Source organism: Halomonas sp. G11, from assembly GCF_001663515.1.
Lineage (GTDB): Bacteria > Pseudomonadota > Gammaproteobacteria > Pseudomonadales > Halomonadaceae > Vreelandella.
This window is the reverse complement of sequence record NZ_LYXG01000044.1, coordinates 58,475-80,851: the sequence shown is the minus strand read 5'-3', so window position 1 is coordinate 80,851 and position 22,377 is coordinate 58,475. Positions and strand designations below refer to the sequence as shown.

Annotated in this window: 18 protein-coding genes; 11 read left to right on the top strand and 7 right to left on the bottom strand. The window is 57.8% G+C overall.

Going from position 1 to position 22,377, the window contains the following annotated elements:
- Positions 1-142 precede the first annotated feature (142 nt).
- Positions 143-733, top strand: a complete 591-nt coding sequence (locus ADS46_RS18075; RefSeq protein WP_066322552.1) for a TetR/AcrR family transcriptional regulator — start codon at positions 143-145, stop codon at positions 731-733.
- On the opposite strand, the gene ADS46_RS18070 is transcribed toward ADS46_RS18075, so the two are convergent.
- Both ADS46_RS18070 and ADS46_RS18065 read right to left on the bottom strand, forming a co-directional pair.
- Entirely contained in the window at positions 730-1,530 is an 801-nt protein-coding gene (locus ADS46_RS18070) for a helix-turn-helix domain-containing protein (RefSeq protein WP_066322551.1), read from the bottom strand. The two genes, ADS46_RS18075 and ADS46_RS18070, sit on opposite strands and share 4 nt — an antisense overlap.
- A gap of 108 nt (positions 1,531-1,638) precedes the next feature.
- Entirely contained in the window at positions 1,639-2,649 is a 1,011-nt protein-coding gene (locus ADS46_RS18065) for a zinc-binding alcohol dehydrogenase family protein (RefSeq protein WP_066322545.1), read from the bottom strand.
- A gap of 286 nt (positions 2,650-2,935) precedes the next feature.
- Between ADS46_RS18065 and ADS46_RS18060 the strand changes: the two genes are divergently transcribed.
- From ADS46_RS18060 to ADS46_RS18050, 3 genes are all read left to right on the top strand, one after another.
- Positions 2,936-5,119 carry an OsmC domain/YcaO domain-containing protein gene (locus ADS46_RS18060; protein ID WP_066322544.1) on the top strand — a complete coding sequence of 728 codons (2,184 nt, stop codon included), beginning with the start codon at positions 2,936-2,938 and terminating at the stop codon, positions 5,117-5,119.
- 248 nt (positions 5,120-5,367) lie between these two features.
- Positions 5,368-6,831: an alanine/glycine:cation symporter family protein gene (locus ADS46_RS18055; RefSeq protein ID WP_066322543.1), complete on the top strand. Its 1,464-nt coding sequence runs from the start codon at positions 5,368-5,370 to the stop codon at positions 6,829-6,831.
- Positions 6,832-6,874: 43 nt separating this feature from the next.
- On the top strand, positions 6,875-7,897 hold the full coding sequence (locus ADS46_RS18050; protein ID WP_066322541.1) for an asparaginase: 1,023 nt from the start codon (positions 6,875-6,877) through the stop codon (positions 7,895-7,897).
- Positions 7,898-7,910: 13 nt separating this feature from the next.
- Here ADS46_RS18050 and ADS46_RS18045 read toward each other — a convergent pair whose 3' ends face one another.
- The 5 genes from ADS46_RS18045 to ADS46_RS18025 form a co-directional block, all read right to left on the bottom strand.
- Complete coding sequence (locus tag ADS46_RS18045; RefSeq protein WP_066322540.1) at positions 7,911-8,843, bottom strand: lysine exporter LysO family protein; 933 nt, start codon at positions 8,841-8,843, stop codon at positions 7,911-7,913.
- Positions 8,844-9,560 (bottom strand): hypothetical protein, encoded by a 717-nt coding sequence (locus tag ADS46_RS18040; protein ID WP_066322539.1) that lies wholly within the window; start codon positions 9,558-9,560, stop codon positions 8,844-8,846.
- Positions 9,561-9,613: 53 nt separating this feature from the next.
- Positions 9,614-10,963: a nicotinate phosphoribosyltransferase gene (locus tag ADS46_RS18035; RefSeq protein ID WP_066322535.1), complete on the bottom strand. Its 1,350-nt coding sequence runs from the start codon at positions 10,961-10,963 to the stop codon at positions 9,614-9,616.
- Entirely contained in the window at positions 10,960-11,529 is a 570-nt protein-coding gene (locus ADS46_RS18030) for a nicotinamidase (RefSeq protein ID WP_066322532.1), read from the bottom strand. The genes ADS46_RS18035 and ADS46_RS18030 overlap by 4 nt, the downstream gene beginning before the upstream one ends.
- Before the next feature lie 77 nt (positions 11,530-11,606).
- A complete protein-coding gene (locus tag ADS46_RS18025) occupies positions 11,607-12,542 on the bottom strand; it encodes a 2-hydroxyacid dehydrogenase (RefSeq protein WP_066322529.1) in 936 nt (311 codons plus the stop codon).
- Positions 12,543-12,902: 360 nt separating this feature from the next.
- On the opposite strand from ADS46_RS18025, the gene doeA reads away from it, so the two are divergent.
- The 7 genes from doeA to ADS46_RS17990 all read left to right on the top strand — a co-directional run bounded on the left by doeA (position 12,903) and on the right by ADS46_RS17990 (position 22,352).
- Positions 12,903-14,102 carry an ectoine hydrolase DoeA gene (gene doeA, locus ADS46_RS18020; protein ID WP_066322524.1) on the top strand — a complete coding sequence of 400 codons (1,200 nt, stop codon included), beginning with the start codon at positions 12,903-12,905 and terminating at the stop codon, positions 14,100-14,102.
- Positions 14,103-14,116: 14 nt separating this feature from the next.
- Positions 14,117-15,148: a N(2)-acetyl-L-2,4-diaminobutanoate deacetylase DoeB gene (gene doeB / locus ADS46_RS18015; protein WP_066322521.1), complete on the top strand. Its 1,032-nt coding sequence runs from the start codon at positions 14,117-14,119 to the stop codon at positions 15,146-15,148.
- 8 nt (positions 15,149-15,156) lie between these two features.
- Entirely contained in the window at positions 15,157-15,627 is a 471-nt protein-coding gene (locus ADS46_RS18010) for an Lrp/AsnC family transcriptional regulator (protein WP_066322516.1), read from the top strand.
- A gap of 307 nt (positions 15,628-15,934) precedes the next feature.
- Positions 15,935-16,813, top strand: a complete 879-nt coding sequence (locus ADS46_RS18005) for a carbon-nitrogen hydrolase family protein (protein ID WP_066322515.1) — start codon at positions 15,935-15,937, stop codon at positions 16,811-16,813.
- A 32-nt stretch (positions 16,814-16,845) separates the two neighbouring features.
- On the top strand, positions 16,846-18,474 hold the full coding sequence (locus tag ADS46_RS18000; protein WP_234346877.1) for a biotin carboxylase: 1,629 nt from the start codon (positions 16,846-16,848) through the stop codon (positions 18,472-18,474).
- Between the two features lie 2 nt (positions 18,475-18,476).
- Positions 18,477-19,514, top strand: coding sequence for a C45 family autoproteolytic acyltransferase/hydolase (locus ADS46_RS17995; protein WP_066322513.1), 1,038 nt, complete (start codon positions 18,477-18,479; stop codon positions 19,512-19,514).
- A 60-nt stretch (positions 19,515-19,574) separates the two neighbouring features.
- A complete protein-coding gene (locus ADS46_RS17990; protein WP_066322512.1) occupies positions 19,575-22,352 on the top strand; it encodes an aminotransferase class I/II-fold pyridoxal phosphate-dependent enzyme in 2,778 nt (925 codons plus the stop codon).
- Positions 22,353-22,377: the final 25 nt, after the last annotated feature.

Below are 22,377 nucleotides of genomic sequence, written 5' to 3'. Positions count from 1 at the left end.
GTCACGCAGCGATTAGGTAAGCAATGTGTAAATTGCGTGCAACTCGCCCCGCGCAGCGCCCATCTTGTCGCAACGTGGCTCAAGGCTACTTGGCTGACACTTTATTTGCTAACAATAGACTGACTGGTCTACTTTTGATGATATGAAAAATACCGCTACGCGCGACAAGCTCATTGAGACCGGTGCCGAACTGATTGGCCAGCACGGCTATAATGCCACGGGCATCAATGCCGTTTTAAAAACCTGCGGCGTGCCGAAGGGGTCGTTTTACCACTATTTCTCGAGCAAAGAGGCGTTTGGTCTGGCGGTGATCGATCAGTTTGCGACGGCCTATGACGCACAGCTTGCCGAGCTTCTGGGAGACACCACCCTACCTGCGCTTGAGCGGCTCAGGCGCTATTTTGCGGCGGGTCGTGAGCATATGTGCGATTGCAATCATGCGACCGGCTGCCTGATTGGCAACCTTGGGCAGGAGCTTTCCGGGCAAAGCGATACCTTTCGCGACGCTCTGGATCGCGTTTTCCAGCGCTGGGAACAGTATTTTGTCGCTTGCCTGCAGGACGCTCAAAAGGCCGGCGAACTCAGCACGGCCTTGCCTGCCGATAACCTGGCCAGCTTTATTCTTTCCGGCTGGGAAGGCGCGATTCTGCGGGCTAAAACGCTCAAGTCTGTCGAGCCGATGGAGCAGTTTGAGACGATTCTGTTTCAACAGGTGCTGGTTTCTGACGATTAATGCCTGGCTCTGAAGTGATGCTCATCAGCTGCCACATCGTTTTGAGTGGCAGCGATCAGGGCGTCATCCAGGGAAGGGTCTTCCGGGTTTATCAAGCCGCACTGTGCCAGCGCTTCGCGCAGGCTGACCTGCTCATCCAGGCGCTGATACACCACCCGCACACAGCAGGGCATGCGTTCGCTATTATCCGCCACGCCCATTTTCAAGCCAGTCAAACGCGTCACCTGACTCTGAAAGCTCGGAAACAGAATCGTCTGGGTGATTTCATGACCGTTGAGCGTTTCGTGGTCGACCAAAAAGAGCCGATCAGCAAGCTTGACCGCGGTGCCTACATAGCGGTTGTGGCACGAGCGGGCGCCAGGCAGGGTCTGCATCCGCTCGGTGCGCTGATAGACCACGCCGCCCTCCCGTGCTTCCAGGCAAACCAGGGTCCGCATTAACAGCCCCGGCCGCGACATCGAGCGATAAAGCTCAAAGTAGCGGCCGATATAGCGCTCCATGCCTTCGCGGCCACGCTGAATCAGTGCGTTAGGCCATGGCAATGTGGTTGGGTCTTCCCTGTTGAGCTGTCCGGTTTGGACCAGAGCACGAAAATCAGAGTGGGAAAGGGCAATATCACCGGTGGTGACACCAAAAAAGTGGCAAATGCGCTGAAGCGCCGCATGGCTGGGTCGATAGCGCCCACTCAGGTAGCGGTTAAACTGAGCACGATTGATCGCCAAACGCCGACAAACTTCAGCAATGGACGGGTAGTAGCTGCAGAGCAGGCGCAGGTTGGCCACAAAATCGTCATGCATGGGGTGACTCGATTCTCTTAGTGTCGTGGCTGCCTAATGTGATGGCTCACACTTCAGAGTGCAACGGCCACGTACTAGGGCCGTCGCGCCCATTAATCAATCTTTTGTTTAAAAACCTTCCAAGACCAGTTTGCCAATCGTACTGTTGCTCTCAATAAGGGCGTGCGCGCGTTTTAGATTCTCAGCGTTAATGGGGCCTAACACCTTGCCTAAGGTGGTTGTTAGCCTTCCATCATCGACCATGGCCGCCACTTCTGTGAGCAGATCGTGCTGCTTGGCAATGTCGTCAGTGGTGAATAACGGGCGGGTAAACATCAGTTCCCAATGCAGTGAAAGACTCTTCATCTTGAGCTTCCGCACATCGATCAGTTCAGGGTCATCAATCAGTGCCAATTTGCCCTGGGGGTTAAGGGCTTCAATTATGGCCTCGAAGTGGTGATCGGTTTGATTAAGGCTGATCACCATATCCACCCCGTCAAAGCCCGCCGCCTTAAGCTCTTGATCAAGTGGCTGGTGGTGATTAATCACCGCGTCGGCGCCTAGCGACTTCACCCAGGCCTGGCTTTCGGGCCGAGACGCTGTCCCGATGACGGTAATATCGGTGAGCTGTTTGGCAAGTTGCACCAGAATTGAGCCCACGCCGCCTGCTGCGCCAATCACCAACAGGCTTTTGCCTTGGGTGTTGCGCATTCCCAGTTCCAGGCGATCAAACAGCAGTTCCCAGGCGGTAATCGCAGTTAGTGGAAGCGCAGCGGCTTGATTGTCCGAGAGGCTTTTCGGCGCCAGGCTGGCGATGCGCTCATCGACCAGTTGAAACTCGGCGTTAGAGCCCTGGCGGGCAACGTTGCCCGCGTACCACACCCGGTCGCCCGGCTGCAAACGGCTAACCGCACTCCCTACGGCATCGACGATGCCCACCGCATCATAGCCCAGCACGCGCGGCTCGCCGACTTCCGGCAGGGCGCTACTACGCACTTTGGCATCAACGGGGTTAACGGAAATGGCGCTCACTGCAACGCGAATATCGTGGGCTTCCGGGGCTGGGGTGGGTAAGTCGATAGTCTGCAGCGCATCGGGGTGATCAATGGGCAGGCTTTGGGTAAAGGCGATCGCTTTCATAATGGTGGGTTCCCGTGAGTTGTCGTTGCGCCATCATGCCTGGATATCGGGTTGCTAAAAAGGGGACTAGATATTGCGCGCTCGGCCCGCGCTCATGGCTGAGCGCCACCCGCAGTTTGCGATTATCCCCCGGCGAGCGCGCATTCTACTTGTTAACGCTACGGAATAGGCGATTCGCGAGACTCCCCAAGACGAAGCGGGTGAAAAACTGGATAATGGCGGCCATTCGCCGACCGGCTCATGTATTTAACCGCCCAGGCACACTCATTACCCCGGACACCCGCTCATGGAAATCAAAGTCAACTACCTCGACAACCTCCGCCTGGAGGCCAAGTTCGACGATTTTACGGTCACCTCCGACCAGCCGATTCGCTACAAGGGCGACGGCTCGGCCCCAGGTCCTTTTGACTACTTTCTGGCCTCATCGGCCATGTGCGCCGCCTACTTCGTCAAGGTGTACTGCAACGCGCGGAACATTCCCACCGAAAACATCCGCCTGTCGCAAAATAACATTGTCGACCCGGAAAACCGCTATAAGCAGATTTTCAAGATCCAGGTCGAACTGCCGGAAGATATCTCCGACAAGGATCGCGAAGGCATGCTGCGTTCCATCGACCGATGTACGGTGAAAAAAGTCGTCCAGACCGGCCCCGAGTTTCAGATCGAGGTGGTCGAGAACATCGACGAAGACGCCCAGGCATTGCTGATGGGGGCGCCGGAAGGCAGCCGCACCTACATCGAAGGCAAGGACCTGCCGCTGGAACAGACCATTGCCAACATGAGCGCGATTTTCGCTGATCTGGGCATGAAGATCGAGATCGCCTCCTGGCGCAATATCGTGCCTCACGTGTGGTCGCTGCATATTCGTGATGCGGCCTCGCCGATGTGTTTTACCAACGGCAAAGGCGCCACCAAGGAGAGCGCGCTGTGTTCGGCGCTGGGCGAGTTCATCGAGCGCCTGAGCTGTAACTTTTTCTACAACGATCAGTTCTTCGGCGAAGAGATTGCGAACAGTGAGTTTGTTCATTACCCCAATGAGAAGTGGTTCAAGCCGGGGCCGAATGACGAGCTGCCCGCGGAGATTCTCGACGAGCACTGCCTTGCGATCTATAACCCGGAAGGCGAACTATGCGGCTCCCACCTCATTGATACCAACTCGGGTCGTGAAGACCGCGGTATTGTCTCGCTGCCCTATGTGCGTCAATCCGACGGCGAAACAGTCTACTTCCCCTCCAACCTGATCGAAAACCTGTTCCTCAGTAACGGCATGAGCGCGGGCAATACCCTGGTGGAAGCCCAGGTGCAGTGCCTCTCGGAAATTTTCGAGCGGGCGGTCAAGCGTGAAATCCTCGAGCAGGAGTTGGCTCTGCCGGATGTGCCCCAGGAGGTGTTAGCCAAGTACCCAAGCATAGTCGAGGGTATTAACGCTCTGGAAGCCCAGGGGTTTCCGGTGCTGGTCAAGGATGCCTCCATGGGCGGGCAGTTCCCGGTCATGTGCGTGACCTTGATGAACCCGCGCACCGGCGGTGTGTTTGCCTCCTTTGGCGCCCACCCAAGCTTTGAAGTGGCGCTGGAGCGCAGCCTGACCGAGCTGCTCCAGGGCCGTAGCTTCGAGGGCCTGAACGATCTGCCGCTGCCGACCTTCAACTCACAAACCGTGGCTGAGCCGAATAACTTTGTTGAACACTTTATCGACTCGGTAGGCGTGGTTTCCTGGCGTTTCTTTAGCGCCAAGCCCGACTTTGAATTCAGCGAGTGGGACTTCTCCGGTAGCAACGAGGAGGAAGCCGAGACGCTGTTTGGTATCTTTGAAGAGCTGGGCGCGGAAGTGTATATGGCGGTTCACGAGGACTTGGGCGCGCCGGTGTGTCGTATTCTGGTGCCAGGCTACTCCGAGGTTTATCCCATCGAGGATCTGATCTGGGACAACACCAACAAGGCGCTGGATTACCGCGAGGATATTCTCAACCTGCACCGCCTGGATGACGACCAACTCACCGACCTGGTCGAGCGCCTGGAAGACAGCCAGATGGACGATCACACCGATATCATCACCTTGATCGGTATCGAATTTGATGAAAACACCGTGTGGGGGCAGTTGACCATTCTGGAGCTGAAGCTGCTGGTCTATCTGGCGCTGCAGCGTCATGAAGAGGCGCTGGACTGCGTGCAGATGTTCCTCCAGTACAACGACAACACCGTCGAGCGTGGCCTGTTCTATCAAGCGGTGAACGCGGTGCTGGAAATCGCCCTGGATGACGAGCTGGAGCTGGATGATTATCTGCCCAACTTCCAGCGCATGTTTGGCGAAGAGACCATGGCAGCCGTTGTTGGCTCGGTGGAAGGCTCCGTGCGCTTCCATGGCCTAACGCCCACCAACATGCGGCTAGAAGGCCTGGAACGCCACCAGCGCTTGATAGAAAGCTATAAGAAGCTTCACGCGGCTCGGGCGACGAGAGCAGAAGTGTAAAGAAACAACGCCACTCCTTACATCACGCTAAACAAAAAGTGCGCGGCCCCAAAAGGCGCGCACTTTTTTTGTGATGCACTCTGGTGCACTCGCTGATGCAGTTACTGCATACAACTGCAACGCTGCGCCAAATTTCATCCTGCCCCACGCTTGGTAAAACGTTCTCCGCGGCGCGCATTCCAAACGCGCGATTTTAAATAGCCACGTATTCCAACATAACGCTAATACAACAACGCGGAGAGAATCACATGCTCGATATGCTCAATGACCTTCTGTGGGGGAAGGTGCTGCTGGTGCTGCTGGTGGGGGTTGGCATCGGTTTTACCGTTGCGTCCCGCTTTGTGCAGTTTCGCTATTTCAGTGAGATGTTTCGTATCCTGGGCTCCGGCCAGGCCTTCAAGCGCAACCAACACGGCCATTTAAGCTCGTTCCAGGCGCTGGTGCTGTCTGTAGCCGGGCGTGTCGGTGGTGGCAACATCGCCGGTGTGGCGGTGGCGATTACGCTGGGTGGCCCAGGGGCAATTTTTTGGATGTGGTTGGTGGGCTTGATGGGCATGGCCACCAGCTTTTTGGAATGCACCCTGGCACAGACCTATAAAGAGGCCGAAGGTGACGGCACCTATCGCGGCGGTCCCGCTTACTACATTGTGAAAGGGCTGGGTAAGCAGTGGCGCTGGCTGGCAGCGTTCTACTCGGCACTGCTGCTGTTGACCTTCGGTTTTGCGTTTACCGCACTGCAATCTTATTCAGTGGCGACCTCTTTCGGTGACGCTTTCGGCGTGCCGGTGCTGTATAGCGGTATTGCTCTGGCGATGCTCGTCGGGCTGATTATCTTCGGCGGTATCAAGCGGATTGCGCGTATTTCCGAAGTGTTGGTGCCCTTTATGGCGGTGAGCTATATCGCCATTGCGCTGTTGGTCATTGCCATGAACATCGGTGACATTCCGGGCATTATCGCGCTGATTGTGAAAAGTGCTTTCGGCCTTGAACCGCTGATGGGTGGCGGTATTGGCGCGGCGATCATGATGGGCCTGAAGCGTGGCCTGTTTTCCAACGAAGCGGGCCTGGGTAGTGCGCCCAATGTGGCGGCAGTGGCCTACGTACCGCATCCGGCTAACCAGGGTATCGTGCAGGCATTTTCGGTCTTCATCGATACCGTGATCATCTGTTCCGCCACGGCGTTCTTGATTCTGCTTAGCGGCGCTTATGACCCCGCTGTAGGCGCTGGCGTTGAGGGGATCGCGCTAACTCAGGCCGCATTGGCCGACCATGTGGGCGAATGGGGACGCACCTTTGTCAGCCTGGCGCTGCTGCTGTTTGCCTTCAGTACCATTCTGTACAACTACTATCTGGGCGAGAACAGCCTCAACTTTTTCAGCCGTGACAACCAGAACCTGTTCAATGCCTTCCGAGTAGCCATCGTGCTGCTGGTGTGCTGGGGCGCGACCACCGATTTGGGCACCGTATTCGGCTTTGCCGATGTCACCATGGGGCTTCTGGCCGTGGTTAACCTGCTGGCGCTGATCATGCTGTTCAAGCGCGGCCTGCGCATTTTGAAAGACTTCGACGGGCAGCGTCGTCAGGGCATCAAACAGCCGATTTTTGATGCTAACCAGCACCCGGATCTCGATCTGGATCCCAAAGCCTGGGAACTGGACCCCGAAGAGGCTGATGCATTAAAGCAGCGCCTGGAAGGGGTGCCTGCGAAGTAAGCAGTTAACTGGAACGTATTGCTAAGACAAAATAGGAGAACCCATGCCCCGCGTACTGATGCTCTATACCGGTGGGACCATTGGTATGCAGCCATCGCCACAAGGTTATATACCCTGCGCGGGGCTGGCCGAACGCCTGGCGGCGCACCTGGCGCTGGGTGACCCTTACCGGCTGCCAGCGTTTGATGTGATTGAGATACAGCCGCTGATGGATAGCGCCGAGCTAATGCCAGTTGCCTGGAACCGTCTGGTGGCGCTGCTGGAAAGCCACTGGCCCCACTACGACGCCTTTGTGGTACTCCACGGCACCGATACCATGGCGTACAGCGCCGCTGCACTTTCGTTTATGCTCGGTGCGTTGAACAAGCCGGTGATTTTCACCGGCTCCCAAATTCCCTTGGGTGAGGCAAGAAGCGATGCGTTGAATAATATCGTCAGCGCGTTACAGCTTGCGGCTCACCCCGCGACACCTTGCGAAGTCAGCCTGGCGTTTCATGACCGGCTATTGCGCGGTAACCGGGCGCGCAAGGTGCGCACTCAAGGCCTGGATGCCTTCGACTCCCCCAACTTTCCCTGGCTCGCTGAACTGGGTATTGGCGTAAGTTTCCCCCAGCCCTCGGCACTGCTGAGCGGTCTGCCCAACTTTGCCCCTATTGAGGTGGACGACGAGGCGGTCGCGGTACTGCCGCTGCATCCGGGGATGTCGTTGCGCCGGGCAAGGGCGTTGCTGGCTGATGGGCGTCTGAAAGGCCTGGTGCTTTACAGCTACGGCGTTGGCAATCCGCTTAGCTTTGGAGGCGAGCTGCTTGAAGCCCTGAAAGCGGCCAACGAGCGCGGCGTCGCGCTGCTCAACGTGACGCAGTGTGCCCAGGGCGAGGTGGTGCAGGGCGCCTACGCCACCGGAGCCGCGCTCAATCAGGCGGGCGTGATCGCTGGAAGCGACATCACACTGGAAGCCGCCCTGGCAAAGCTCACCGTTTTACTCGGCCGCGGACTAACGGGCCTTGCATTGCGAGACTGTCTGAAAAGCGCGGTAAGGGGTGAGTGCCGTCATACTGATCAATGAACGTCGGGTATCGCTAACCCGAAAGCGACAGAAAGAACAGAATAAGCGGCGGTGACAGCAGCGAGAGAATAAACCCGCTGACCACGGCGATGGGAACGCAGGCCACGCCGCCGTGTTGTTGAATGACGGGCAGGGTGAAGTCCATGGAGGTGGCGCCGCCGTAGCCGATGGCCAGCGCCGTGTGGCGGTGGATCACCAGCGGAATCAGGATAAATGCCAGCAGCTCGCGGGTCAGGTCGTTGAAAAACGCCACGCCCCCCATCAGTGGCCCCAACTGGTCGCCAATCAGGATCGCCGACAGCGAGTACCAGCCAAAGCCTGCGGCCATGGCGAGGCCTTCGTTCCAACTGAGTGACAGAAGCGGGGCGGCCAACAGGCCTGCCAGTAGCGAGCTAAGCGCCAGGGTGACGGCAATGGCCAGCCCCAGGCGATTGAGCAGGATCTGCTTGAGCGGCATGCCCGAGTTGCGCAGCTGGCAACCGATCAGCGCCAGAAGGCCATAGAGAACCCATTCGGCCAACAAATCGGCCGTGGAAAACAGACCTTCCCCAAACCGCGGGCCGGCCAACAGGCCGGCCATCACCCCAGCCGCCACTACGGCAACCAACAATAACGAGCCCTGCATCGCGGCGAGCTTGCTGGTCGGCGCATCCTTGACCACCGGTGACTGGCCTGCCTTTAGCGCCACCCTGCGCGACAGCCACCACAGCGCGACTAGGTTAAGCAGGGTGGTAATACTAAACAGGAGAAGGGTGTTGCCGCCCAGCTTGGCAAGCTGGTTGGACAGGTTTTCAAGCCCGGCCAGGCTAATGCCCATCAGCAGCAGGATGATGTAAACGGCACTGTTGACGGCATGGTTGATGCGCTGTTGCCAACGTAACGCGGGGACAGATACCAGGTAACCCAGCAGCAGCGGGAGAAGGACAATCAGTAATCCGGAAAGCATTTACGGCGTGTCGCCCCCGCTTGGGTTGAAGTCGGTCAGGGCAATCTGCGTTTCGCGCTCGCCGTCCTTGAAATATTCCGCTGAAAGCAACAGTCCGGGCCAGTCCGGATGAAAGCTCAGGTGAAGCTCACGGTCATTTTTTTCTGCATTGAGCATGATGACATTCAGTGCGTCGAACTCACCGGCGGGGACGTTGATGGGGGCTTGGCTTTCCATATAGTACTGGTAGTGCTCCTCTTCTCCCTCATGATCGAGAAAGCGCAGATCGCAGGGGGCCGATGCGCTGCAGTTTTCCTTTCCCGCACGACGGGAAAGGTCGAACAGAGCCGTTTGCCGATCAAGGGTCGTGAGCTGTTCTTCCTTGAGTTGGTAATCGTTGCCGATGCCAAACAGCGAGTAGCGGCTGTTATAAAGCAGTGCACGCGTGGCGTCGTCAGCGACGCTGAAGCGGCTGCGCTCTTCACCACTGACCACGGCAATCGAGAAGCGCATGTCGCTTAGCCAGTGGCTCTCTTCCTGGCTCAAATGGTGAGTAATATTGGCGCTTGGCCAGCCGTCGACCTTGAGCCGGTAGTGTGCCTCAAAAGGCTTCGGCGTCGAGAAAGCCGTGCCGGGCGACACATCGGCGACGGCCGTCGTCAAGCCGGTAAAACAGAGTGTAACCGCTACCGCAAGGCAGCGCGGGTACGTAAGAGGAGGTCGTAGAGCGCATCGCATTTTGAGTTTCCCTGACAAGTAGTAGTCCAGCCAACGGGGGTAGCCTAGTGCTATCACACCGTGGACGATAGATGCTTCAGGGTGTCACTCAGTTCCACCGGGTAATCGCTTTCACCTTGCTCCAATGCCGTCACCGAGGCAGGAAAACGCGGTAGGGCATCCGCCACGCGAGCCCTGGCTTGATGTGCTTGTGCCATCGTGTCGGGGATGATAACACCGTTTTGTACCACCGGGCTCAGTAGGGCTTCTCCGGGGACGTCGGTTTCATCGCGTTGGGCAATGGTGTCGCCAATATACCGCCCGGCAGCATCCTTTCGGCGGTATATCTGTTTGCGTGTCGGCAGGCTGATTTTGCCGGGGGAGTGCTTGGCCCTTGGCTGCCCGGCGTATTCAACCAGCTTGTACGAGAGATCGATGACCGGGGCATCTGCCGAAACGCCCATTTGAGTGCCTACGCCAAAGGCATCGATGGGGACTTCCTGGGCGACAAGCTCGGCAATGCCATGCTCGTCCAGGCCGCTGCTGGCAATGATCTTGATGTCGGTGAAACCGGCATCGTCCAGCAAGGCGCGGGCCTTGCCTGCAAGCTGGCCTAGATCGCCGGAGTCGAGGCGTACGGCACCCACCGATAAATCGGGTAGGTCGCGGAGCATGTCAATCACATGCCTGACGCCTTCCAGGGTATCGTAGGTGTCGACCAGTAAGGTGGTGTTGGGGTAGTGACGGGCGAAGGCACGAAATGCCGATGGCTCATCGTCATGGGCAAGAACATAGCTGTGCGCCATGGTGCCACTCAGCGGCAGGTCATGACGCAGCCCGCCGAGCACATTGCTGGTACCGTTCAGCCCGGCGGTCTTGTAGGCCCTGACCCCACGCACGGCAGCATCAATGCCGTGTACACGGCGCATGCCAAAGTCGACCACCGGGCGGTTGCCTGCCGCCCACACGATGCGGGCGGCCTTGGAGGCGAGCACGGTTTCCAGTTGCACGAGATTCATGATGAGGCTTTCCAGCAGTTGTGCCTCGGCGATCGGCGCGTCCACTTCAAGCAGCGGCTGATGGGGAAAAAGCGGCGTCCCTTCGGGCACGGTCCAGATGTCCCCGGAAAACCGCCAGTTCGCGAGCCAATTCAGAAAATCGTCGTCGAAGCGCCCGGTCGAAGCGAGTTTTTCAATGGCCGCATCGTTAAAATGCAGCTGGCTGAGTTTGGCCGCAGCGTGCTGCTGGCCGCAGGCGAGGATAAAGCGGCGTGACGGGGGCAACTGGCGGAAAAACAGGCTGAAAGTCGCGGGCGTGTCATGTATGCCCTCCTTCCAGTACGCCTGGATCATGGTCAGTTGGTAGAGGTCGGTTAATAGCGCCAACTCCTCGTCTGCAACGCTCAGCGTTAACGGTTCATTCATGCGCGTACCTCGGCCCCGGCAGCCTGCATTTCATGGCGGCAGCGCTCGACGGCTTCAGGGTCAGCCGCGGCGGATAGCGTTTCCAGCAACAGGGTCGTAAAGCCCTCACGGCAGGCGGCAAGCACCGTGGCATGAACACAGACATCAAGCGCCAGGCCGCAGACCACGACGCGCTGGATACCGTTTTCGCGCAAGTACTCGCCAAGCCCGGTGCCATCGAATGCCGAGTAGGCATCGGCGTTGAACGCCGTGGCCTTGCTGACGCGAATGACCTCATCGGGCAGGGTGAGGTCGGGGTGGAAAGCCGCTCCCGGCGTATCCTGAACGCAGTGTATCGGCCAGGGGCCGCCCCGGTGGCTAAAGCTGACATGGTCCACCGGGTGCCAGTCGCGGGAAGCCACCACGGTGGCACCGGCGTTCAGGGCGGCGGCAATCTCGGTATTAATGCCCGGCACCAGAGCACTGCCGCCGTTAATCGCCAGCGCACCGCCTTCGCAGAAGTCGTTTTGCATATCGACGACCAGCAGGGCGTCGTGGCGTTGATAATCATGGAGGGGCGACGTCATGGTACGTTTCTCCTTCGTTTACAAGGGTTTACTCCCTGTCCCGCAGGGACAGGATAGCACGCCGTCTGTTTCGGCCTTCAGTAACCGGCCTCAGGGTCAATAGTGGTGACGGTTTCCCCTGCTTCAAAGGCCTTTACGTAATCAATCACCTGGTCGATGGCGTCACTGAGGGGCGTGGGGGCGGCCATGTGCGGCGTGATGAGGACCCTGGGATGCTGCCACAGCGGATGCTCGTCGGGTAGCGGCTCTTCCTCGAAGACGTCCAGCAGGGCACCGCGGATGTGGCCAGGTTGGCTGCCGTTGCCCAGCGCTTCCAGCAGTGCCTGCTCGTCAATCAGGCTGCCCCGACCGGGGTTGATCACGCTGGCGCCATCGGGCAGCTTGGCAAGCCGCTCGGCGTCAAGAATATGCCGGGTGGCGGCGGTATCGGGCAGTATGGTGACCACCGTCTGCACCTGGCCCAAGAGCTCGTCAAGCCCGTCATCGCCATGGTGGCAGCGCACACCGGTGATCTGTTTGGGTGAACGGCTCCAGCCAAGCACCGGGAAGCCCGCCTGATGCAGCACATCGGCCACATAGCGGCCAATCGCCCCCAGGCCGAGTACGCCCACCGGCCATTGAGACTTCGCCACGACATTCTGCGGCTGCCAGTTGGCGTGCTGCTGTTGAGCGGTATAGCGGTCCATGCTGCGGTAGAAGTGCAGCACGCCATACAGCACATAGTCGGCCATCAGTTCGCCCATGCCCGCATCGCGCAGCTTGACGATGGGCACATCCGTTGGCAGACCCGGGGTTTTGAGCAGGTAGTCGACGCCTGCGCCGAGGTTGATAATGCCTTTAAGCTGGGCCTGCTCCTCGAGCAGATGCGCAGGCGCTTTCCAGACGGCCAGATAATCGGCGTTTTGACGCTGATCTGCTGGCGCATCGCTGGTGACGACCTGGGCATCAGGAAACGCATCGGCCAGCGCTTGTTGCCACTCGGCGGCCTCGTCTATGTGTACGACGATCTTCATTGCCTTGTCTCCCTCAGACGCTTGTTCGTTGCGTCTATCATGGGGAGCATCGTAAAGCGCTGCAAGCTTATATGCCCGTTGCCTTTGCAACACCTTTCTTAGCGGCGCTTGGCCAATAGGCAGGACCCCGGACGCTTGCCGACAAAGCGCGGAACGCCGATAAAGCGGTTTGAGAGGGATGTTTCAGCACCGATTCGCATGCCGTATGCACATTTTGTAATAAAGGCTTTGACCGGCAACCAAGGGTGAGTGCTAGTATCGGCTCAAGACGACATTGGCGGGCCTACTGTGGCGGTGGCCAGGTCGATCCTGTGGCCCAGCGGCGCTGGTTCTTAGTGATCTTTAATGGCGAGTTGCCCGATGACTCAGGTTTCCCTGCCCTTCACTCGTGAAGAGTATGCTAACCGCCTGTGGAAGGTGCGTGCTGAAATGGCTGGCAGAGGCATTGACGTCTTGATCGTCAGTGACCCCTCCAACATGGCGTGGCTGACCGGTTACGACGGTTGGTCGTTTTACGTGCATCAGTGCGTGCTGGTGGGCCTCGAGGGCGAGCCGGTATGGTTTGGCCGCCGCATGGATGCCAACGGCGCGCTGCTCACCTGCTGGATTGATCCTGAGAACATCACCTATTACCCGGATTACTATGTCCAGAATCCGGACATGCACCCCATGGAATACCTGGCCCAGTCGATCATGCCCGATCGGGGCTGGCACCTGGGCGTGGTCGGCATGGAAATGGACAACTACTATTTCTCTGCCAAGGCGTACTTGAGCCTGCTGAAAGAACTGCCCCATGCGCGTTTTATGGATGCCAACGCTCTGGTCAACTGGTGTCGGCAGATCAAGTCACCCCAGGAAATCGCCTACATGCGGATTGCCGCCAGGATCGTGGAAGGCATGCACTCGCGCATTCTGGAAGTAATGGAACCCGGGGTACCCAAAAGCAAGCTGGTATCGGAAATTTACCGCGTCGGCATCGAAGGCTGGAAAGACGAAAACGGCAAGGTGTTCGGCGGCGATTATCCTGCCATTGTTCCGATGCTGCCGACGGGGAAGGACGCCGCGGCGCCGCACCTGACCTGGGATGACACGCCGTTTCGTGAAGGTGAAGGCACGTTTTTCGAGATCGCCGGCGTGTTCAAGCGCTACCACGCCCCGATGTCGCGCACGGTCTTTCTGGGCAAGCCGCCGATGGATTTTATCCGCGCGGAGTCGGCGCTGCTGGAGGGTATCGAGAACGGCCTGGCAGTGGCCAAGCCGGGTAATCGGACGGCGGATATTGCCATGGCGCTGGGGGCGGCCATGGATAAATATGGCTTCGACCGCGGCGGCGCTCGCTGTGGCTACTCGATCGGACTCTCCTATCCGCCCGACTGGGGCGAGCGTACCATGAGTCTGCGCCCGTCAGACGAGACCATCCTGCAGCCGGGCATGACGTTTCACTTCATGCCCGGCCTGTGGGTGGACGACTGGGGCCTGGAAATTACCGAAAGCATCTTGATCACCGAAGACGGCTGCGAAACCCTGGCCAATTTTCCGCGCCAGCTGTTTGTTAAGTAATTAAGGAAGACACCATGACGATAACCTCCAGCCAACAGCGGCCCAGCCCGATTTCGGCCACCGTGGATTTTGACGCCGACGGCGTGCAGCACGGCTTTTTAAAGCTGCCCATCTCCACCGATGAATCCGCCTGGGGCGCGGTGATGATCCCGGTCACCGTGGTGAAGAATGGCGACGGCCCCACGGCGCTGCTGACCGGTGGCAACCACGGCGACGAGTACGAAGGCATTACCTCGCTGTTGAAGCTGTCTTCAACGCTGAAGGCGGAAGACGTCACCGGACGGGTGATTATCGTGCCGTGCATGAATACCCCGGCCGTCATGGCAGGCAAGCGCACCTCGCCCATGGATAAAGGCAACCTTAACCGCAGCTTTCCGGGGGACCCCAATGGCGGTGTCACCTCACAAATCGCCGACTACTTCACCCGCGTGCTGGTGCCGATGAGCGATGTGGTACTCGACCTGCACTCCGGCGGCCGCACCCTGGATATCCTGCCTTTCGGCGCTTCCCACGTGCTGGACGACAAAAGCCAGCAGCAGGCAGCCCTCGAAGGCGCCAAAGCCTTCGGCGCGCCCTACGCCATGGTGATGTTCGAGCTGGATGCCGAGAAACTCTTCGATACCGCCTGCGAACGCCAGGGCAAGGTGTTTGTGGCTACCGAGCTTGGCGGCGGAGGCACCTCCACCCCCGAAAGCATCGCCATTACGCAACGCGGCGTGCGCAATTTCCTGATCCACTACGGCCTGATAGAAGGCGAGGTGGAGATGCCCGCAGGTGGGCAGACGTATCTCGATATGCCCGATGCCAGCTGCTATGTGCAGAGCCAGCACTCAGGCGTGCTGGAGCTGTTGGTGGCGCTGGGTGACACGGTGACAAAAGGCCAGACCCTTGCCTACGTGTACGACATGACCCGCAGCGGTACCGAGCCGGTCGCTTACAAGGCGGAGCGTGACGGTATTCTAATGGCCCGCCGCGCGCCCTCGCTGATCAATATGGGGGACACCCTGGCGGTGATTGCCGATGTTGTTGAGCGTCTGGAGGCGTAACATTCACCGTGATGAAACTTGACCGTTACGATCTGAAAATTCTCGACATCCTCTCCCGCGATGGGCGGATCACCAAATCGAAGCTGGCCGCCGCGATCAACCTATCGGTCAGCCCGTGCTGGGAGCGGGTAAAACGCCTGGAAAATGCCGGTATCATTCAAGGTTACAGTGCCCGCATCGACACCGACGTACTGGTGCCGCGCAACCCCGTCTGGGTTCAGATCGAGCTCAAGCAGCATAACGCCGACAGCTTTGCGCGCTTCGAAGCCCTGGTGATGCAAACCCCGGAAGTCACCGAGTGCGTGGCGGTCGGGGGCGGTGTGGACTACCTGGTCAAGTTCGAAGCGCGCACCATCGATAGCTACCAGCGCCTGATGGACAAATGGCTGGTCTCGGACGCGGGTATCGAGCGCTACTTTACTTATATCGTGACCAAGACCGTCAAGCAGGAGTCTATCGGCATCGATATTGATGTTTAGCGAGCCGCCGCATCAGCCGTTTAAAACGCATACTGGTGCGGCGAATTTGCCTTCCCTCATTTCGTTAGCCATTCTTCTAGTCCTCGCCCGAGCTTCGACCCGGCAAGCTTATTGTGGCAGTGCGTCAAAAAGTTGAAATATTGATATTGCTAGGTGCTTGGTCAACGCCAATTCAGCGTTTCGTTGGCTTACTATGAGATAAATGACATTTCCTCATTCGCCTAATGGAATATACGCACCTGAATCATCGAGCTATATCGTCAAGCTAAGCTTAAACAATCCGTTCGCCTAACGCAGAGAGAACCCGATGTCTTACTTCACCATTGCTGGTGTCCAAATGCATGCCCTGCACCACGGCGATAATACCGAAGCCATGCGTCATCGAGTTGACGCACTGATGGCCCGTTTTCCTCAGGTTCAGATGGTGCTGTTCAGTGAACTCATGCCCATGGGGGCTTCCCCCCATCATGCCCAACCCTTGCCCAGTGATACCGAGGCGATGTTTTGCCAACTGGCTTTGCAGCATCGCATCTGGTTGATACCGGGTTCCATGTTTGAGCAAGTCGGCGAACACATCTACAACACCTCCGTGGTCATCAACCCCATGGGTCAGGTGGTGGCGCGTTACCGCAAGATGTTCCCGTTCCGTCCCTTCGAAGCCGGTGTGGAAAGCGGCAGCGAATTTGTTGTCTTTGACGTTCCAAACGTCGGGCGCTTTGGGATCTCGATTTGCTACGACATGTGGTTCCCGGAAACGACCCGCACATTGGCCGCCATGGGCGCCGAGGTCATTCTGCACCCCACCATGACCGATACCATTGATCGGGACCTGGAGCTTTCCATTGCCCGCACCAACGCGGCGCTCAATCAGTGTTACTTCTTCGATATCAACGGGGCTGGTGCCCTGGGCAATGGCCGCTCGATTGTGGTCGGGCCTTCTGGCGACGTCATCCACCAGGCAGGCAGTGGTGAGCAAGTGATACCCATCGAGATCGACCTGAACCGGGTGAGACGCGAACGTGAGAGGGGCCTGCATGGCCTTGGCCAGCCGCTCAAGAGCTTCCGCGACCGGAAGGTGAACTTCTCCCTCTATGCAAACGAAGGCGGCTCTTCCGCCTTTCTGGACACCTTGGGGCCGTTGGTAAAGCCCGGACGCGCTGATCTAGAGACGCCTCCGGAACATTAATCCCGGCAATGGCCGGCAAAGGGAGACCATCGATGAAATTTCTGTTGGATCTGATGCGTCGGCTATTGCGCCCCGCGCAGAACAATAAGGCCGCCAGCAATGCTGTTGAGCCCTCAAGCGCTCCGTCGTCCTCACAGACGACGCTTGATAACACGCGCACTCCTTCCGCCACCCAGGGAGCATCAACCATGAGCAAGATCACTTCCATTGCCGATGTTCGTCGTCACTTTCGCAATAACCAGGAACCGATTTACTTCATATCAGCGACCAATTTCAACCTGTTGGGGATTGGCGACTGGGTGAGTAATTTTCGCCATATCAATTACATCGACTGTTTTGAGGGGCAGCAGCGAAACATTTTCGTGCCTAAAGAAAAATTCCCGCGTGATTTTGAAGGCATTGAAGATATCAACAACTACCTGCTGGAACATAAGGAGGTGATTGATTTTATTCAGTCGCGATCCACCGGTGATAACGCCGGTATTGCGTCTTTCCTGATGTTCGATGAGCATACCGAAGACATCTGCAAGCAACTGGGGCTGAAGATTGCCTTTCCCCCGGCGACGCTACGCCAACGCATGGATAACAAGATCGAGACGGTGCGCATCGGCAATAAAGCGGGCGTGCCCAGCGTGCCCAACGTACTGGCGAAGGTCGGCAGCTATCAGGAGCTTTGTGAGGTCAGCCAGGAGCTCGGCAGCGACCTGGTGGTGCAGACCGCCTTTGGCGACTCCGGGCATACCACTTTCTTCATTGCCAATGAAGAAGACTATTACAAGCACGCCGAAGAGATTGAAGCCGAGCCTGAAGTCAAGATCATGAAGCGGATCAATTGCCGCGGCTCGGCAATCGAGGCGTGCGCCACCCGTTGCGGTACCGTCGTTGGCCCCTTGATGACAGAACTTGTCGGGTTCAAGACATTGACGCCCTACAAGGGCGGCTGGTGCGGCAACGAGATGTTCTCGGGTGCCTTTACCCAGGAAGTGCGCGACAAGGCGCGTGACTATACCTTCCAATTCGGTGAGGCGCTTCGCGAAGAAGGGTACCGCGGCTATTTCGAGCTCGACTTCCTGATCGACATGGATACCGACGATGTCTACCTGGGCGAGCTCAATCCGCGCGTTACCGGCGCCAGTTCGCTGACTAACGTGGCGGCGTTTGCCCACTCCGATATCCCGCTGTTTCTTTTCCACTTGCTGGAGTTTTCAGACCTCGATTTCGACCTTGATATCGATGATATCAATGAGCGCTGGGCGCATCCTGAAAGCGTCGACAGCTGGAGCCAGCTGGTCATCAAGCACACCGACGAGAGCGTGGACCTGCTTACCCAGGCCCCCAAGACGGGGGTATGGCGTATCAGCGACGACGGCAGCATCAACTATGACCACTACAGCTACCATCCCCACGCCGCTGAAAACGAGCAGGAAGCCTTTTTCATGCGCATTAGCGGCGCCGGTGACTTCCGCTACGAAGGCGCGGATCTTGGCATTCTCATCACCCGCGGTCGCCTGATGGACGACGATTTCAATCTCAATGAGCGGGCCAAGGCCTGGATCAAAGGCATTCGCGGTGAATATGCGGGTCAGGCGCTGCAAGATCCTGTGGTGGAGGGAGTTGCCGTCAGCCATGCGATTGGCGGTGGCAACTTCAAAATTCTGTGAGTATGGACGGAAATTTATCAGCGGGCCGTGCGCCAGGGATCGAGCTGGACAAGGCATTGACGTTTCGCACCGTTCACGAAGAGCAGGCGGGGCCCAAGTGGCAATCGTTGTTTGAGTACCACTGGCCTGCCTATGAGCCCTGGTACCTGTCCGAAGGTGAACGCGAACGGCCCTCCTATCTGGAGTGTTACAACGCTTTTCGTCATCACATGCCGGAGCTGCTGGATACCTATCGCACCCTTTGCGCACTGACAGGTGGCGGCGATCTGGCATCGCGGCTGCTCAGTCTGTACCGGCCGCCGCCCTATATCACCGGCTGTTCCCAGGCGGTGTTGGCAAGGCCGACGTCTACCGTGCTGGCACGCAACTATGATTATCCACCGGAGCTGTGCGAGGGCACGATTCTCTACACCCGTTGGAATCAGCGCCGGGTGATCGCCATGTCGGACTGTCTGTGGGGCGTGCTGGATGGGATGAACGATTCGGGGCTTGCCGTTTCCCTGGCATTTGGTGGTCGCAAGGTGGTCGGGGATGGCTTCGGCGCGCCGATCATCCTGCGCTATATCCTTGAGTTCTGCGATACGGTCCCCGAAGCGGCGGCGGTACTTGAACGCGTGCCCACCCACATGGCTTACAACATTACCGTGACGGATGCCTGTGGGCGCTATGTCACGGCGATGATTGCGCCGGACCGCCGCGCCAATATCCGGCGAGTTGCGGTGGCCACTAATCATCAAAAGAAAATCGAATGGTATGCCCACGCGCTGGCCTCGGAAACGCTGATCCGCGAGCGTCAGCTTTCGATTCTGGTGGACGATGACGAGACCACCAACGAGCGTCTGATAGCGGCGTTTTCCGCGCCTCCCCTGTTTCGCCACGACTACCAGCGCGGCCTTGGAACCGTCTACACCTCGGTGTATTACCCCAAGGAAGGGCGTGTTGAGTTTCGTTGGCCGGGCAGGGTGCTGGATCTGAGTTTCGATAAATTTTGCGAAGAACAAACAATCGTGCGCTACGGCTCGCGAGGGCTATACAGCTGATTGACGCGTTGCCCATGCCAATGCGTTGCTAGATAAATACCAACAAAGGATGGTGTCGTCATGTCAGAGAATAATCCCACCGAAACGTCCTACACCGCCCTGGGTTTTTATCACAAAATCTCCCAACTGCGGGCCGACACCTGGAATGCCCTTAAACGTGACCTGGGAATTCTGACCCGGCTCGACGACGAGAATCGCGCCAAGAACCTGATCAAGTCCATCGACGTCAAGCTGACTCGCCTGGAAATCATCGAGGATTATCACGCCTTTCCCTCCAAGGAAGATTTCCGCCATCTGTGGACACTCTTCAACCGGGGTGAATACGCGCTGCTGGATAAAGTCGTAAAACGCCTGGTAAGAGCCTTGATCAGCGAGTCCTACCGACGTCGCCATGTCGACCTCTCCGAGACGGATGCCGGGGCAGAGGACATGGAAGCACTCGATGCGCTCAATCAGCTGCGCCGCGGGCATCCGGCTTCCAACAGTTCGGCACAGCCATATTTCGAGCTGTTGATCGTCGACAACCTTTCCAACCAGGAAGAGGAGGTGGTGCGCGAAGCGTTTCACAACATGCGTCGCCCCGAGGATCGTTTTGTCTATGACGTGGTTACGGTCAAGAGCTTCGAGGATGCGTTGATTGCCATCCTGGTCAATCCCAATATTCAGGCCTGCCTGATCCGCTACGAGTTTCCCTACAAGTCAAAGTACAACCTCAGCGCCCTGCGTAATTACCTGGAAGGCCTGTCGGAAAAGGAACTGGAACATCAAACGGAAGCCGAGCGCAGTATCCTGCTCAGCTCGATGATTCATGAGCTGCGCCCGGAAATCGATCAGTTCCTGGTCACCAGCGGGGATGTGGAGGCCACGGCGAGCCGGGACATTCAATATTTCAACCGTATCTTCTACCGTGAAACGGATTATATCGAGCAGCACCACACCATTCTGCGCGCGATCGATAGCCGTTACCGCACCCCCTTCTTTGATGCCCTGCGTGAATACAGCAAAAAACCCACCGGGGTGTTTCACGCCATGCCCATTTCCAGGGGCAAGTCGGTGACCCGCTCCCATTGGGCGGGCCACATGATCGACTTCTATGGCATCAACATATTTCTGGCTGAAACATCGGCGACGTCGGGTGGGCTCGATTCTCTGCTACAACCCTTCGGGCCGATTAAAAAGGCACAAGAGTATGCCGCCCGGGCCTTCGGCGCGCGTCGTAGTTTCTTTGTCACCAACGGCACCTCAACCGCCAACAAGATCGTGGTGCAAGCCCTCATCAAGCCGAAGGACATCGTGCTCATCGACCGCGACTGCCACAAATCGCACCACTACGGGATGGTGCTGGCCGGTGCGCATGTCAGTTATCTGGACTCCTATCCGCTCGACGACTACTCCATGTACGGTGCTGTGCCGCTGCGCGACATCAAGAAGACACTGCTTGCCTACAAGCGCGCTGGCCAGTTGCACAAGGTGAAGATGCTACTGCTGACCAACTGCACCTTCGACGGCATTGTGTATAACGTTCGCCGCGTCATGGAAGAATGTCTGGCGATCAAGCCGGACCTGGTGTTCCTCTGGGATGAAGCCTGGTTCGCCTTCGCGGGCTTCAACCCCACTTATCGGCCGCGTACCGCGATGAATACGGCAAGCACCCTGCGGTATCGTTATCGCAGTGAAAGCTATCGTGAAGAATATGCGGCCTGGAAAGCGGAGTTCGACAAGCTCGACCCGCAAGATGACGCGACCTGGCTTGACCAGCGACTGATGCCCGACCCGGATGAGGTACGCATTCGTACCTATGCGACCCATTCGACGCACAAAACGCTGACTTCCTTGCGACAAGGCTCGATGATTCACGTCTGGGATCAGGACTTTCGCCAGAAGGTGGAGGCCTCTTTCCATGAGGCCTACATGACGCATACCTCGACTTCACCCAATTACCAAATTGTGGCGTCGCTGGACGTAGGACGGATGCAGGCGGAAATGGAGGGCTTCGAGCTGGTGCACGCCCAGGTCGAAACGGCGCTGTCGCTCCGCGAACAGCTGTATACGCATCCGTTACTGCAAAAGTATTTCCGCGTACTGAAAAATAGCGACATGGTGCCTGAGGCTTACCGTGAGTCGGGTGTCGAGTCTTATTACGACCCGGTGACCGGCTGGAACAAGATGGAGGAAGCCTGGGCGCGCGATGAGTTTGTGGTGGACCCTTCCCGCGTGACCATCGCGATCGGCAACACAGGGGTCGATGGCGATACCTTCAAGAACGAATATCTGATGAACAAGTACGGTATTCAAATCAACAAGACATCGCGCAATACCGTGCTGTTCATGACCAATATCGGCACGACCCGCGGATCGATTGCTTACCTGTTGGATGTGTTAATCAAACTGGCTAAAGAGTTCGAGTATCGCCTGGAAGACAGCAGTCGCCCTGAGCGCAAGATTATCGAACAGCAGGTGTATTCCTTGAATCATGACCTGCCACCCTTGCCGGACTTCAGCCGCTTTCATGATGCATTCCGTCCCAGTGCGGATACCCCCCAGGGCGATATTCGCACCGCCTATTTCCTCGCCTACGACGAGGAAAACACGGAGTATCTTCGTTTCGATAACGGCAAATTGCAGGCGCAGATGCGTGAAGGGCGAGATGTGGTGTCGGCAAGCTTCGTGATCCCCTATCCGCCAGGCTTCCCGGTACTGGTGCCTGGACAGGTCATCAGCGAAGAAATTCTCGACTTTCTCCAGGCGTTGGATGTGACCGAGATCCATGGCTACCGGCCGGAGTTAGGGCTGGTGGTCTTCACCGAGGAGGCATTGCTGAACCCTTCAGACGACTGATCAACGGCGCTGCCAAAAAAACACA